Annotated in this window: 11 protein-coding genes; 7 read left to right on the forward strand and 4 right to left on the reverse strand. The window is 53.0% G+C overall.

All coding sequences use genetic code 11. The annotated features are described in order from the left end of the window. Positions 1 to 3: 3 nt before the first annotated feature. Positions 4 to 630, reverse strand: coding sequence for a transcriptional repressor LexA (gene lexA / locus GH984_RS09065; RefSeq protein WP_153719878.1), 627 nt, complete (start codon positions 628 to 630; stop codon positions 4 to 6). A gap of 61 nt (positions 631 to 691) precedes the next feature. Between lexA and GH984_RS09070 the strand changes: the two genes are divergently transcribed. From GH984_RS09070 to ppx, 5 genes are read left to right on the forward strand one after another with little or no spacing between them, the layout of a single operon-like run. Continuing rightward, positions 692 to 2890: a RelA/SpoT family protein gene (locus GH984_RS09070; RefSeq protein WP_153719879.1), complete on the forward strand. Its 2199-nt coding sequence runs from the start codon at positions 692 to 694 to the stop codon at positions 2888 to 2890. After that, the gene (locus GH984_RS09075) at positions 2880 to 4454 is read left to right on the forward strand and encodes an ExeM/NucH family extracellular endonuclease (RefSeq protein ID WP_172973207.1); all 1575 of its coding nucleotides are present in this window, start codon (positions 2880 to 2882) and stop codon (positions 4452 to 4454) included. Before GH984_RS09070 ends, GH984_RS09075 begins: the two co-directional genes overlap by 11 nt. 51 nt (positions 4455 to 4505) lie before the next feature. Further along, on the forward strand, positions 4506 to 5018 hold the full coding sequence (locus tag GH984_RS09080) for a hypothetical protein (RefSeq protein ID WP_153719881.1): 513 nt from the start codon (positions 4506 to 4508) through the stop codon (positions 5016 to 5018). After that, a complete protein-coding gene (locus tag GH984_RS09085; protein ID WP_153719882.1) occupies positions 5015 to 6094 on the forward strand; it encodes a GGDEF domain-containing protein in 1080 nt (359 codons plus the stop codon). The genes GH984_RS09080 and GH984_RS09085 overlap by 4 nt, the downstream gene beginning before the upstream one ends. 1 nt (position 6095) lies before the next feature. Beyond that, positions 6096 to 7586 carry an exopolyphosphatase gene (gene ppx, locus GH984_RS09090; protein ID WP_369692028.1) on the forward strand — a complete coding sequence of 497 codons (1491 nt, stop codon included), beginning with the start codon at positions 6096 to 6098 and terminating at the stop codon, positions 7584 to 7586. Here ppx and ppk1 read toward each other — a convergent pair. From ppk1 to sthA, 3 genes are read right to left on the reverse strand one after another with little or no spacing between them, the layout of a single operon-like run. Then, positions 7561 to 9639: a polyphosphate kinase 1 gene (gene ppk1 / locus GH984_RS09095; protein ID WP_153719883.1), complete on the reverse strand. Its 2079-nt coding sequence runs from the start codon at positions 9637 to 9639 to the stop codon at positions 7561 to 7563. The genes ppx and ppk1 overlap by 26 nt on opposite strands. Before the next feature lie 5 nt (positions 9640 to 9644). Beyond that, positions 9645 to 10094 (reverse strand): acyl-CoA thioesterase, encoded by a 450-nt coding sequence (locus GH984_RS09100; RefSeq protein ID WP_153719884.1) that lies wholly within the window; start codon positions 10092 to 10094, stop codon positions 9645 to 9647. 10 nt (positions 10095 to 10104) lie between these two features. Beyond that, positions 10105 to 11502 carry a Si-specific NAD(P)(+) transhydrogenase gene (sthA, locus tag GH984_RS09105; RefSeq protein ID WP_153719885.1) on the reverse strand — a complete coding sequence of 466 codons (1398 nt, stop codon included), beginning with the start codon at positions 11500 to 11502 and terminating at the stop codon, positions 10105 to 10107. Between the two features lie 66 nt (positions 11503 to 11568). Here sthA and GH984_RS09110 point away from each other — a divergent pair, with 66 nt between their 5' ends. After that, the gene (locus tag GH984_RS09110; protein ID WP_153719886.1) at positions 11569 to 13737 is read left to right on the forward strand and encodes a malate synthase G; all 2169 of its coding nucleotides are present in this window, start codon (positions 11569 to 11571) and stop codon (positions 13735 to 13737) included. 153 nt (positions 13738 to 13890) lie between these two features. Beyond that, a complete protein-coding gene (locus GH984_RS09115) occupies positions 13891 to 15066 on the forward strand; it encodes a TRAP transporter substrate-binding protein (protein WP_153719887.1) in 1176 nt (391 codons plus the stop codon). Positions 15067 to 15133: the final 67 nt, after the last annotated feature.

Genomic DNA, 15133 nt, shown 5'->3' on the forward strand with positions numbered 1-15133 from the left:
GGGTTAAAGGCCAGCGCGAATAACGCCAACCCCAATGCCTTCAATCGTTAATTCATCTCGCCGCAGATCAAGCTCAAGCGGCTTAAAATCTGGGTTGTCAGGAATTAGCCAGACCTGATGGCCTTGTTTGGAAAACCGCTTAACGGTGACTTCATCAAGAATGCGAGCCACCACAATCTGCCCTTCTTTGGCTTCTTGAGTGCGATGCACTGCCAGCAAATCGCCATCGAGTATGCCGGCATCACGCATGCTCATACCGCGAACGCGCAGCAGATAATCGGCACCAGGAGAAAACAATGAGGCACTGACCGGAGAGTGACTTTCAACATGTGCTTCTGCCAGCAGCGGGCTGCCAGCAGCTACCCGACCAATAACAGGCAGGCCTGTTTCTGCGGGTTCAAGCTCAGCTTCTGGTTGCTCAACACAAAGTTGAATGCCGCGCGATGCCCCAGGTTGCAGCCGAATAACGCCTTTTTTAGCAAGGGCCCGTAGGTGCTGCTCGGCGGCATTAGCAGAGCGAAAGCCCAGCTCAGCCGCAATTTCGCTACGCGTGGGCGGGTAACCGGTTTGGTTTAAGAACCGCTGAATGAGTAGCAGAATTTCTTGTTGTCGATCAGTTAATGTTTCCATAACTGTTAATTTATACAGTACTGTATGGATATGCAATACCTACGGGCGATATACTAAGGAAATGGTAAAAACACAGGATCAAATCAGCGCACAGCGCCCTGGGGATTTAGCCTTTGAAGCTTGGCTTGAACGTTTGCCCGTTGCGTTTGATACCGCTGATCAAGCACGTCTTTTAAAAGCGTGGGAGTTAGCTCAGAGCCAATATGGGCAAACAACCCGTCAAACAGGTGATCGCTGCATTGATCACGCGCTTTTTGTTGCAGAAATATTGGCCGATTTACGGCTTGATGCGGATTCACTCATTGCCGCGCTGTTGTACGACATTCCGGAAGGGGTTGCGCAGCATGCGGGGGATACGGTTGCCAGCTTAATCGATGGCTGTTTGCGAATGCGGCAGGTTAGCCATTTACATAGTGCAGGCAGCCACGGGCGGGCCGGAGAGCGGGCCGAGGCATTACGCAAAATGTTGCTGGCCATGGCAAAAGACATTCGCGTGGTGTTTTTGGTGCTTGCAGAGCGTTTGCATGACATGCGCCTACTCCGTGAGCTGGATGATGCACAGCAAGTTGCGCTGGCTGCAGAAACGCTTGATCTTTATGCGCCGCTTGCTAATCGCTTGGGCATTTGGCAGATCAAATGGGAGCTAGAAGATCTCTCTTTTCGTTGCCTTGAGCCGACTGCCTACAAGCGAATTGCCAGTTTGCTGGCAGAAAAGCGAACGGATCGAGAGCGCTTTATTCAGGCAATGCAAACTCGGTTAGAACAAGCACTGGCAGAAGCCAACATTAAGGCTGAGGTCACGGGTCGACCAAAGCATCTCTTTAGTATTTGGCGAAAAATGCAGCGCAAGGGGCTCGATTTTGATCAGCTATTTGATTTACGTGCCTTTCGGATTTTGGTAGACGATGTGGCGCAGTGCTATGCCGCCTTGGGTGTAGTGCATAGTCAATGGCCGCCCATTGCGCGTGAGTTTGACGATTACATTGCAGCCCCAAAAGAAAACCAGTACCGCTCTTTGCACACCGCGGTGGTGGGCGAAGGCGGCCGGCCGGTAGAGGTGCAAATTCGCACCTACGAAATGCATCAACAAGCCGAGCTCGGTATTGCCGCCCATTGGCGGTACAAAGAGGGTAAACCTGCAGATCCTGCTTTCGATGCACGCGTTGCCTGGCTGCGCACCTTGTTGGAATCTTCGCCAGATGCCGATGGCGACAAAGATGATGACTTTATTGATCGCTTTAAGGCAGAAGTTTTTGAAGACCGTGTTTATGTCATGACCCCCAAAGGCGATGTGATTGATTTGCCCCGCGGCGCAACCGCATTGGATTTTGCCTATGCCGTGCACAGCGAAGTGGGGCATCGCTGCCGTGGCGCGAAGGTCAATGGTCAAATTGCGCCACTATCGCGGCCGTTAGGTAATGGTGATTATGTTGAGGTGCTCACAGCGCGCAATGCCCGACCCAGCCGCGATTGGCTGAACCCCTCATTGGGTTATTTGCGCACGCCACGTGCATTGGCGCGAGTGCGTAGTTGGTTTCGCCAGCAAGATTACGAACAAAACGTTAGCGATGGGCGCGGTTTGCTTGAGCGTGAACTGCATAGGCTGGGTGTAGAAGACGTCAATCTTGACACACTGGCTGCCCGTTCGGCACAGGGCAATCTGTCTGATTTTTTGGCGGCCATTGGTCGCGGCGATGTAACGGGTGGCCAGATTGCCTCTTTGCTAAGTGATCGATTGCTACCCCAGCGAGACTCAGAAGCCCATTTAGTTCGTCAGCGCCGTACGGGTGTTAAATCAGACAAAATTGCTGATGGCGATATACGCATCTACGGGGTTGGCAATTTACTTACGCGGTTGGCGCGCTGCTGTCAGCCTACACCAGGCGATGCGATTATTGGCTTTATTACCCGCGGCGAGGGTATCAGTATTCATCGGCAAGACTGCGCGAATGTCAGGCGGCTTGAAGAGGTTTCTCCAGAGCGTTTAATTGAGGTGAGCTGGTCAGGCGCAGGTCAGCAGCAGTATCCAGTTGATATTTTAGTAGAGGCGCATGATCGGCGGGGGCTGATTCGTGATATCTCATTGTTGCTAAACAATGAAGGCATCAATGTAACGGCCGTGAATACGCGAACAGATCCAGATCAGGAAGTGGCATTTATGACGTTAACGATCGAGGTGTCTGATGCCGATCAGCTAAGCCGTGTTATTGATCGGATTGCGGGTTTGCGCAATGTGCGTGAGGTACGCCGTGCAGGGTAAAAAAACGCTATTTGCTCTGCTTTTCTTTGTTTCGGTACTGGCAAACGCGGATTGCGGCCAGCCGGGTACAACAGCACTGCATAAGATCACCATTGGCGAGGCCGTCACGATAGAGGCAGTGGTAACCGGGGCCTTTCCTGGCGATGACGGTTTGCGAGGGTTTTATGTGGGCACCGAGTCAGCTGGGTTATTTGTTTATGCCCCCGAGCTAACCGCTGAGCAATCACCAAAGGCAGGAGAGCGCTGGCGCCTAAACGCCGTGGCGGGGCAATATCGCGGGCAAAAGCAGCTTCAGCAGGTTAAGCAGCTGCAATTTTGCGGCAAAGAGGCACTGCCGCCCGCGTTGCTGAGTTTTACACACGGCCTGCCGGATTTTGCTCAGTATAAAGATCGATTAGTGCATATTGAGCAGCCATTAACCATTGCCGATACCTACCTGTTGGGTCGTTACGGATCGCTTGGTTTAGCCTTAAACGGCCGAGCCTTTGCACCCAATACGGGTGTGCAAGGCGGGCAATTGCTGGATTTGGTACTCGATGATGGGCGGTATCAGCGCGATGCCCGCCCCGTACCCTTTCTCGATGCGCAGGGTGTAAGGCGTGCGGGCGATGAATTAACGGAAGTAACCGGTATTTTAACGCGCGCGTTTGGGCAATGGCGAATACATCCGATTGCACCCCCACAATTCCGGTCGACCAACCCGCGGCCTGAGCCTTTACCCGAATGGAGCGGTATTCGGGCTGTGAACTTCAACGTTAAGAATTATTTTATTGATCTTGGCAGTCGTGGTGCCAATACGAAGGCCGAATTCAATCGCCAAAAACAGCGTTTGGCCGAAAGCCTGCACTTGTTGGATGCCGACATCTTGGCGTTACACGAAATTCAAAACAAACCCGCAGCCGTTGATGATTTGTTGGCATTGCTTAATGCGAATCAATCCGCAGAGCAGCATTATGCAGCCGCCCGGCTTGATCGTCGGCCCGCCGCCATTCGGAGTGTGATTTTTTATCGGCCGGCGCGTTTAACCAAAGTGGCGGTGGAGCAACAAGTCGATAGCATTCACCCGCGAGATCCCATCGCCGCGATGTTCCATGATCAGCATGGCAACCCACTCTTAGTGATTGCCGCGCACTACAAGTCGCGGGGTGGATGTCCTGAGGTGGGTGATATTAATCGGGGTGAGGGTTGTTGGGCAGAGCGCCGTCATGGCCAAAGTCTGGCTTTAGTTGATTGGCTAACGCCATGGTTAGCGGAAGACGTCCCGTTACTGGTTTTGGCAGATTTCAATGCGCATGCACAGGAAACGGCCATCCGTTTATTGCAGGAAGCGGGGTTAATAGACCTACTTGCCGCACATGTGCCTGCCGAGCAACGCTATACCTATTCGTTTCGCGGGCAGGCGGCCTATTTAGATTATGCGCTGGCATCTCCAGCGCTCTTGGAGCAAATCAGCAACGTTGCATTGTGGCCAATTAATGCGGACGAGCCAGCCTACTTGGCAAAAGAGGGGCAGTCTGTTTGGCGCGCCTCCGATCATGATCCGATTGTGATTGACCTGCGTTGATGCGGGTAATGCTGATACCCTTTGACAACTCACGGTAGAAGAGACAGAACAATGAAGCAATTTTTTAGTGCAGTTTTACTCAGTGTTGCGTTAGCGACAACCGCTCAAGCTTCTGATATTCCAGAAAACCCAGCAGAAATCGAGCAAGAGCTCAGAACCCTACAGGAACGCTTATCAGCAGCGCGTGAACAGGCAATGACTGCCAATCCCAAGCTGCAAAAGCGTCAAGAAGCGCTGCAAGATGAAGTGATGTCACGAATGCGCGATGAGGGGGTATTCCCGCGTCGGCAGATTCGTGAAATTCAAGATATGGCGAGCGAGCTCTCTGGGGGTGAGTTGGCTGAGGAAGAGCGCGAAGTGCTTTTAGCCGAGTATCAGGTTGCCCGTGACGAATTGTTAGCTGCTCGACGAACTGCCCTTGAGGATGAGCGGATTATTGCCTCACAGCGCGCGTTTAGCGATGAGTTAATGAATGCCATGTTGGCGGTTGACCCGCAGGCTGACGAAATGGCAGAACGTTTTGAAGTGCTTCGAGAGGCACTGTCGGCGCTTCGTGCCCAATGACAACGCAGCGCTGGATAGGGGCGGTACTGCCCCTTGAAGATCCTCGGCAGGGGCTACGAGTCAGGCGATTTTTATTGGCTGCACTCGTTTATGCGTTAGCCATTGCAATGTTGGGGCTTTATGTTCGCCAAGGGCTGCTGTATCCCCATGAATGGCAGTTTCTAGCGCTTATCATCGTGTTATTTAACGGGGTGATCTATGCGCTGTTACGCAGTGGCAGAAATGAGCGCTTTGCGGATCCGAGCCTGACTGGCATTCAAATGATTTTGGTCTGCATTGTGATGGGTCTCACCATGTACCTGATTGACAGCGGGCGTGGCGGGATGCTGCTTGTGTATTTGGTGTTGCTGATGTTTGGCGTGTTGCGGCTCAATCCACGGCAGTTTACCGCCGTGGGTGGATTTGCGCTGGTTTGCTATGCCAGCGCGATGGCGGCGGTGTGGCAACAACGGCCCGAGGCATTTAATGCACAGGTTGAACTCCTGCATTTAGCAGCGCTAAGTACCTTGGTACCGTGTGGCGGTTTTTTTGCTAGCCATGTTAGTGGGTTACGTCGGCAACTACGTGAGCGGCAAATCGAGTTACAGCGCGCCCAAGAAAATGTGCATGATCTAACGGTGCTCGATAGCTTAACGCGGGTGAGTAATCGCAGTGCTATCGTGAATTTTTTAGAACAAGAACGCGCAAGGGCGGTTCGCTTAGATCAACCACTAGCGCTGGTGTTGGTTGATTTGGTGCGGTTTAAGCAAGTTAATCGGCAATTTGGTCATCCGGTTGGTGATGAGTTGTTGCGCCAAGTTGCCACGCAGCTCAGAAAAAACGTGCGTGACATCGACGGGGTGGGGCGATACGGAGGCGAGGAGTTTTTGCTGGTGCTCCCAGATACAGCGCAAACTGATGCCACTGCAATTGCCGCCCGAGTTAAAGAGTGTATACAACGGGTGCGAGCCGCCAGTGTGCCTGCTGATTTTGTAGTGCGTGCCCGAGTTGGTGTGGCCATGTTTGCTGGTGAAGAAAATATTTGGGAGTTTATTGAGCAGGCCCGCAGTGCTGCGACTCCGGAAATGGAGAGCTAGTGTGAGCGAAGAGGTAGCAGCCATTGATTTAGGCTCTAATAGCTTTCACATGATTGTGGCGCGTCAGGAAGGGGATGGCCTTAGGGTTGTCGATCGTCTTCGTGAGTCGGTGCGTTTAGCCGCCGGCCTAAATAAGAAAAAACAGCTAGATGATGATTGTCGAGAGCGAGCGTTGGCCTGCTTAGAGCGTTTTGGCCAACGGGTTGATGGCCTACCGCCAGCGAATGTTAGGGCAGTTGGCACAAATACCTTGCGCCAGCTGCGACGGGCTGGCGATTTTCTTGAACAAGCCGAACAGGCCCTTGGGCATTCCATTCAAGTGATTTCTGGCTACGAAGAAGCCCGACTTATCTATTTAGGTGTTGCGCATAGCATTGCGGATGAGGCAGGGCAGCGGCTAGTGATTGATATCGGCGGCGGCAGTACCGAGTTAATTATTGGTGAGCATTTTCAGCCGCGCGTTATGGAAAGTCTGCATATGGGCTGTGTGAGCACAACACAGCGCCATTTTGCGGATGGCCTGATCAATTCAGCACAGCTTCGGCGGGCGCGAATTGCTGCTGAACAAGAGCTTGAGCCCATAGCAGATCGGTATCGAAAACAGGGCTGGGACCGTGTTGTTGGTGCCTCGGGTACTATTCGGGCAATCGCCCGTTGCCTTGAGTTACAAGGATGGGCCGCCGGCGAAATTCACCTCGAGGGGCTTAAGCAGTTATCGGCAGCCCTACGTCAATTCGACAGCGTTAAAGCGATTGATCTCAAGGGGATTAGCCCTGCGCGTGCCGAAGTATTGCCCGGTGGGTTAGCGGTTTTAATGGGCATTTTTGAGCAGCTGGGCATTAAGCGCATGGAAGTGGCCGACGGTGCCCTGCGAGAAGGATTACTGTTTGATTTGGTGGGGCGAATTCATCACGAAGATGTACGCATGGCAAGCGTCGTTGCATTAGCGCGGCGTTATCATTGCGACCCGTTGCAGGCCGAGCGGGTGGGGCGTTCTGCAGAACATCTCCGGCAAAAAGCGGCCAAAGCCTGGGGCCTTGATAAGGGGCCGTTTGCTGATCTGTTGAGCTGGGCTGCGCAAATCCATGAAGTTGGGCTGGATATATCGCATAGCCAATTTCATAAACATGGCGCTTACATTGTGGCGCACACCGATCTGGCTGGATTTACGCGAGATGAGCAGCAAATGCTGGCGGCTCTGGTTCGTGTTCACCGCCGTAAGTTCTCGCAGAGTGTATTTAGTGAATTTGCTGAGCGCTGGCAAACGCCCTTGGCGCGGTTAGCCGTTATTCTGCGTCTTGCTGTTGCGCTGCATCGTGCCCGCGCCGTTGAGGTGCCTTCTACCCTGTCGTTACGTGTTGAGGGTAATGCTCTGCAGTTGCGGTTGCCCGCTGATTGGCTGGCTGGGCATCCACTGCTTGAGGCAGACCTTGCTGAAGAAGCAGATATGTTAGCGGCGGCTGGGTTTAATCTTTCTGTGCGTACGCGTTAAGCAAATCAGATTGCGCGCTCATTGGCTCTGCTCCCTCTGCGGGAGCGAGTCGGTGATAAGCACCCTCGCTATCCATTACCCATGCCTGAGTGTTGTCAGCAAGATAACAGGCAAGGTCATCTTCAACCCGCTGGCGCAGAATTGGATCTTTGATGGGAAAGCAGGTTTCTACGCGTCTAAAGAAGTTTCTTTCCATCCAATCGGCTGAGCTTAGGTAGAGTTCTGGCTCTCCCGCATTGGCAAAATAAAACACGCGAGTGTGTTCTAAGAATCGGCCAATTATCGAGCGCACACGAATGTTTTCACTCACCCCCTCTAGGCCGGGTTTTAGTGAACACATGCCCCGTACAATCAGATCGATTTGCACACCGGCCATCGAAGCCCGATACAGCGCGCGAATAATTCGCGGCTCAACCAGCGAGTTAATTTTTACGATAATCCGACCTTCACGGCCTGCCTCGGCATGGGCTTGTTCGCGCGCAATTTTATCGAGCATGCCCTGATGCAAAGTAAAGGGAGATTCTAATAAATCGTTGAGTGAGGAAACTTTGCCCAAGCTAGTCAGCTGCAGGAACACCCGATGGACATCCTCGCCAAGCACCGAGTCTGCGCTTAAAAGCCCATAGTCGGTATAGAGCCGCGCGGTGCGAGAGTGATAATTGCCTGTACCCAGATGCACATAGGGGCGTAATCGATCGCCTTCACGCCTAACGATCAGCATCATTTTGGCATGTGTTTTATGGCCAACAACACCATAAACCACATGCGCGCCTGCCTCTTGTAGTCGGTTTGCTAGGCCGATATTGGCTTCTTCATCAAAGCGTGCGCGCAGCTCGACCACCACGGTTACCTCTTTGCCGGCTCGGGCAGCGGTGACGAGGTGATCAACAATGGCAGAATCAGGCCCGGTGCGATAAAGCGTTTGTTTAATCGCAAGCACTTCAGGGTCTTGCGCTGCTTGGCGTAAAAACTCTGCAACGGGGGCAAACGAATCAAACGGATGATGAAGTAAAATATCGCGCCGGCGAACTGCTTCAAATAAATCACCGCTATGGCCCAGCTCGGTCGGTAGGGCGGGCGTAAAGCCTGGATATTTTAAATCCGGCCGATCTACCAAATCACAAACGGCCAGCAGCCGGTTAAGATTAACTGGGCCATTGACCTGATAGAGATCGCTATCGTCTAGTCCGTATTCCTGAAGCAGAAATTGCGCCATATGAGGTGGGCAATTGGCTGCAACCTCAAGCCGAACCGCCTCGCCATACCGCCGAGAGGGCAGTTCGCCTTCCATTGCGCGCAGAAGATCGTCAACTTCTTCTTCATCAACAAACAAATCACTGTTTCGCGTGACTCTGAATTGATAACAGCCCGTGGCATTCATGCCCGGAAATAGCGCGGTGACTTGGGCATGAATGATGGATGATAGGAAAACAAAATCAGTCTCGCCGTTACCCTCAGTACCAGCAGGCAGCTGAATGATGCGTGGAAGCGCGCGGGGTGCCTGCACAATCGCCATTCCGCTACTGCGCCCAAAGGCATCTTTGCCTTCTAGGGCCACAATAAAGTTGAGGCTTTTATTGAGCACCTGCGGGAATGGATGCGCCGGATCAAGCCCCATGGGGCTGAGAATTGGCAATAGCTCGGTTTCAAAGAAATCTTTAATCCAAGCTTTTTGTGCGGTTGTCCATTCATCTCGCCGTAAAAAGCGAATGCCTGTTTCGGCAAGTTCAGGCACGAGTACATCGTTAAGCAGCGCATATTGCTCTTCAACTAATGCATGTGTGCGTTGGCTGATTTCGCGCAGCAGCTGCTGTGGTGCTCGATTATCCGCGCCGGCCTGAGTGGCGCCTAGCGCACTTGCCTGCTTTAGCCCGGCCACCCGGATTTCAAAGAATTCATCTAAATTAGAGCTGGCAATACATAAAAACTTGAGCCGCTCTAATAACGGATTAGCATCATCCGCCGCTTGCGCCAGTACTCGGCGATTAAATTCTAATAAGCTGAGCTGGCGATTGACGTAGAGATCTGGATTTTTTAGCTCGGTAGACTCCATAACCCCTAATCGTACGGCAGTTTTATGACATAACGACGAAACTGTTCCTTGGCGGCGTCTGGAATAGCTTGGGGCGATCGGCTGTTGTAGTCAAAACACACCAGTCCGGTTTTAACCAGTGCGATTTCTACTTGATCGTGCATGCGCATTAGCCGGTACACGCAATCAAACCCTTTGCGATGAATAGCCGAAATGCCCAGGGCAACCTCAATTTGATCTCCGGCAAACGCCTCGGCCCGGTACTGGACAGCGGCATCAGCCAAAATAAGCCCGACGCCCTCAAGATCAATTTCGCTATAGCCGAGGGATTGCAGAAACGCGACGCGAGCTTCTTGGCAGTAAACCAACACCTGCTGATGGGCCAGATGCCCGCCATAATTTAGGTCGGTGGTGCGCACATTCAGTGAGAACGTAAATGGCAGCGCTTCGGGCAACGACAGACGAATACGGCGCATAGCAAACCTTTTAGCTGACTCGGTTGTACCCATTGAGGGCGGCCACTCGATAGCCTTCAGCCATGGTGGGGTAGTTGAACGTGGTATTCATAAAATAACGCAGTGTGTTGCCCGGTGCCGGTTGCGCCATAATCGCCTGGCCGATATGCACAATTTCTGCCGCCTGGTCACCAAAACAGTGGATGCCCAACAGTTCGAGTGTTTCGGTATGAAATAGCAACTTAAGCATTCCCACCGTTTGCCCTGAAATCTGTGCTCTGGCCAAGTCTTTAAAAAAGGCATGGCCTACCTCGTAGGGTACTTTCGCTTCGGTGAGCTCCTGTTCAGTTCGGCCGACAGAGCTAATTTCTGGAATGGTATAAATGCCGGTGGGTACATCATGCGCCAGTCGGTAATCGCAAGTCCCTTCTAAAATGTGGGTGGCGGCGTAGCGCCCCTGATCATAGGCGGCGCTCGCAAGGCTGGGGTATCCAATGACATCTCCAATCGCATAAATATGCGGCTGAGCCGTTTGAAAATGTTCATTCACTTTTACTTGCCCACGACCATCGGCCTGAAGGTCGATAGCGGCTAAATTTAGAGCATCGGTGTTACCTGTGCGGCCATTCGCCCATAAGAGCAAATCTGCGCGAATACGTTTTCCAGAGGCCAGTTCAAGCGTGACCGACTCATTATCGGCCTCGATTTTGGTGTACTCCTCACGATGCCGGATTAACACCCCATGCTCGCGCAAGTGGTAAGACAAGGCATCGGAGATTTCGTCATCCAAAAAAGCCAGCATTCGATCCCGTGTATTGATTAAATCAACCTTCACGCCAAGCCCGCGAAAGATGGAGGCATACTCACTGCCAATAACGCCCGCTCCATAAATAATGATGTTACGAGGCGTATGATCAATGCCTAAAATTTGATCGCTATCGCAGATGCGCGGATGGCTAAAATCCACATCGCTAGGGCGGTAAGGGCGTGAGCCTGTTGCCAGCACAAAATGTTGAGCGGTGATTTGCGTGTGCTCGCCATCTGGCATGATCAGCTCGATGGTATTGGGATCGATAAACCGCGCTTCACCACGTAAGACGGGTACATCATTGCGCAAGTAAAAACGGCTGCGCAGTCCGACTTGTTGGTCAATGACCTGTGCAGCGTGATTTAAAAGCGTGGGGAAGCCTAAATGCCTTGGCTCGCCGGCTTCGCGAAAAAGCGCGGAGCTGTTGTATTCCATTAACCGTCTAACATTATGACGAAGTGCCTTAGAAGGAATGGTGCCCCAGTGGGTGCAGCCGCCGCCGACTTTTTGGTGCCGTTCGATCATCGCAACAGACCGGCCACCCTTGGCCAGTTTCATGGCGGTACCCTCTCCGCCCGGGCCGCTGCCAAGCACAATTGCATCGTAATGTTGTTGGGTCATTCATTGCTCCTAGTCGCCCCGTGGTTTATTTTACCGCAGCTGTTAAAGAATAAGGACCAAAGCAATATGACCAAGCGTGTAGAAGTGGCAGGGCTGAAAGTAGCCGAGCCACTGCATGAATTAATCACCACACAAGCGATTCCTGGCACGGGTGTGTCCCCAGACCAGTTTTGGCAAGGATTGGCTGAGATTGTGGCTGAGCTAGGGCCGCGTAACAAAGCGCTATTGGCTGAGCGTGATGCGCTACAAGCAAAGATCGATCAATGGCATCGTGATAACCCCGGTCGTCATGCAGACCCCGCTTACCGAGCATTTTTAGAAGAAATCGGTTATCTGCTGCCGTCTGTTGAAGATTTTAAAGTCAGTACGGCGCAAGTCGATCCAGAAATTGGCGCTGTGGCTGGTCCGCAGCTCGTGGTGCCCGTTAACAATGCCCGTTATGCGCTCAATGCGGCGAATGCGCGCTGGGGCAGCTTGTACGATGCGCTGTATGGCACCGATGTGATTGCGGATGCCGACGGTGCAGAGCGCGGTGGTCAGTTTAATCCAGTTCGTGCCGAGCGTGTTGTGGCCTGGGCGGCGGGATTTTTGGATAACGCCGTGCCATTAGCCGCGGGAAGTCATGCCGATGCCACGGCTTATCGTGTGATTGAAGCGGATGGTGGCTATGCGCTACGTGTTGAGATTGCCGGCAAAGGTGAAACAGGGTTAGCTGATGCGGCCCAGTTTGTGGGTTTTGTGGGCGGCGAATCGCCAAGCGCTGTCTTGCTGCGCAACCATGGGTTGCATATTGAAATCAGCATTGATGCCAATGATCAGATTGGTAAAAACCATGCCGCCGGTGTGCGAGATGTGGTGATTGAATCGGCAGTTACCGCTATTCAGGACTGCGAAGATTCGGTTGCTGCGGTTGATGGAGAAGATAAAGCGCTGGTCTACGCCAACTGGCTGGGCCTGATGAAGGGCGATCTTAAAGAAGTCTTTTATAAGCAGGGCAAAAAAGTTGAGCGCACATTAAACCCAGATCGTGAATATACGGGTGCAAATGGCACGCCGCTGGTGTTGCCGGGCCGGTCCTTATTGCTCGTTCGCAACGTGGGCCACCTGATGACCACACCGGCGGTGTTGGATGCAACGGGTGCGGAGATTCCTGAGGGGATGCTTGATGCGCTTTGCACCTCGCTTATGGCCATGCATGATCTGAAAAAATCGGGTGGCAACTCCCGTGAGGGCAGTGTGTACATCGTTAAGCCGAAGATGCATGGTCCGGCAGAAGTTGAGCTAACGGTGGCTTTATTTGAGAAAGTAGAGTCAGTGCTCGGCCTGCCACGGAACACGCTGAAAGTCGGCATTATGGATGAAGAGCGACGCACAACGGTCAATCTTAAAGCCTGCATTCGCGCGGCGCGTGAGCGGTTGATTTTCATCAATACGGGCTTTCTTGATCGCACTGGCGATGAAATGCATACCTCCATGGAAGCTGGCCCGATGATTCGCAAGGCCGCGATGAAGCAATCGCGCTGGCTGACAGCGTATGAAGATTGGAATGTGGATATTGGACTTGCCTGTGGGTTACCGGGTCATGCCCAAATTGGTAAAGGCATGTGGGCCATGCCAGATCGGATGGCGGAGATGCTCGAGGCCAAGATTGGTCACCCTCGCTCTGGCGCAAACTGCGCGTGGGTGCCTTCGCCAACCGCGGCTACGTTGCATGCAACGCATTATCATCAAGTTGATGTGCAGGCAGAGCAGCAAAAATTGGTGGGCCAAAATCGTGCCACGCTCGATGATCTGCTGACATTGCCAGTCGCCGAATCTGCCGACTGGAGCGAAGAGGAGATTCGCGCGGAGCTGGAGAATAACTGTCAGGGTATTCTTGGGTATGTGGTGCGCTGGATTGATGCTGGCGTGGGTTGTTCTAAGGTTCCCGATATTAGCAATGTGGGGCTGATGGAGGATCGTGCAACCTTGCGTATCTCAAGTCAGCACATCGCCAATTGGCTCCATCATGGCGTGGTTGATGCCGATCAGGTGATGGCAGCCATGAAGCGAATGGCGGCGATTGTTGATCAGCAAAACGCGTGCGATCCCACGTATCATCCGATGGCGCCGAGCTTTGATGGCATTGCTTTTCAAGCCGCTTGCGACCTAGTCTTTAAGGGGCTGGAGCAGCCAAATGGCTATACAGAGCCGTTGCTGCATGCCCATCGGTTGGCGTTAAAAGCGCAGAGGTAGGCGTTCCTTTCACAAGACTGTTGCCTACACCGCTTTAATATGGTCTGATCTGCGGTCAGACCAATTGTTGATCCGATACAAATTCGGGCTGCTATGGTTTAAAGCGGCGGGTATAAGAGCCTGTCAGTTGTCTAGTATGAGGAGGAGCTCAGAATGACCGATTCCAAAGTGGAAACTAAAAATGTAGAAACCGTCGCGCAGACGGATTCTTCGCGTCGTAAATTCCTAAAAGGTAGCCTGCTGGCCGCTGGTGGTGTTGCCACTGGTAGCGCAATTGTTGGTGCCCCTTACGTCAACGCACAGGCCCCATTGGTGATGCGTATGCAGACCTCCTGGCCAGCCAGCAATGTGTGGCAGGATTTTGCCCGCAATTATGCTGACCGGGTCGAGGCCATGTCTGGTGGTCGGCTCCAGGTAGATCTGCTGCCTGCAGGTGCTGTTGTTGCCGCTTTCCAGGTGATGGATGCCTGTAGCGATGGCATTTTGGATGCCGCGCACTCGGTGACGGCCTATTGGTACGGAAAAAGTCAGGCTGCATCGCTATTTGGCACCGGTCCAGTCTATGGCGGTGATGCAATGAACCTGCTTTCCTGGTTCTACTATGGTGGCGGTGATGAGCTTTACCGTGAGCTTACCCAGGATATGCTCGGCCTGAACGTGGTTGGCCGGCTTGGATTTGCAATGCCAATGCAGCCTTTTGGCTGGTTCAAGGAGCCGATCAGCTCGGTTGATGACCTGCAGGGCTTCCGCTATCGCACCGTGGGCTTGGCCGCCGATGTGCTGCAGAAGATGGGCATGAGTGTTGCCCAGCTGCCAGGTGGTGAAATTGTCCCGGCCATGGAGCGTGGCGTTATTGATGCCTTTGAGTTCAATAACCCAACCTCTGATCGGCAGTTTGGTGCTCAGGATGTGGCTAAGAACTGGTACCTCGGTTCCTACCACCAGGCATCTGAGTCCATGGAGTACATCTTTAACAAAGACTTCATCGATGACCTCGATGAGGATCTTCGTGCAATCGTACTTCACGCAGTGGAAGCCGCAACGCTGAACAACATCTGCTACTCAATCGACCGCTACTCCGAAGATTTCCGCGGTCTTGTAGAGGAAGATGGTGTGACGCTGCATCGCACACCGAGCGACATTCTCGACGCTCAGCTTGATGCATGGACGGAGCTTGAGGCCGAGCTCTCAGAAGATCCGTTCTTGGCTAAAGTACTAGAAAGTCAGCGTAACTGGAATGAGCGGACTGCTTACTACCAGATCATGAACAACGGAGATGCAACGCAGGCACGTGCCTACGAGCATGCCTTCCCAGGGCGTCTTGTCTAAGCGTTCCTTGTTCTTATGATCGATCAGTGCCCGGCGGCATTGCCGCCGGGCTGCGTTTAGGGACTAG

The sequence above is a fragment of the Spiribacter salilacus genome (assembly GCF_009649225.1).
In the GTDB taxonomy this organism is placed as follows: Bacteria; Pseudomonadota; Gammaproteobacteria; order Nitrococcales; family Nitrococcaceae; genus Spiribacter; species Spiribacter salilacus.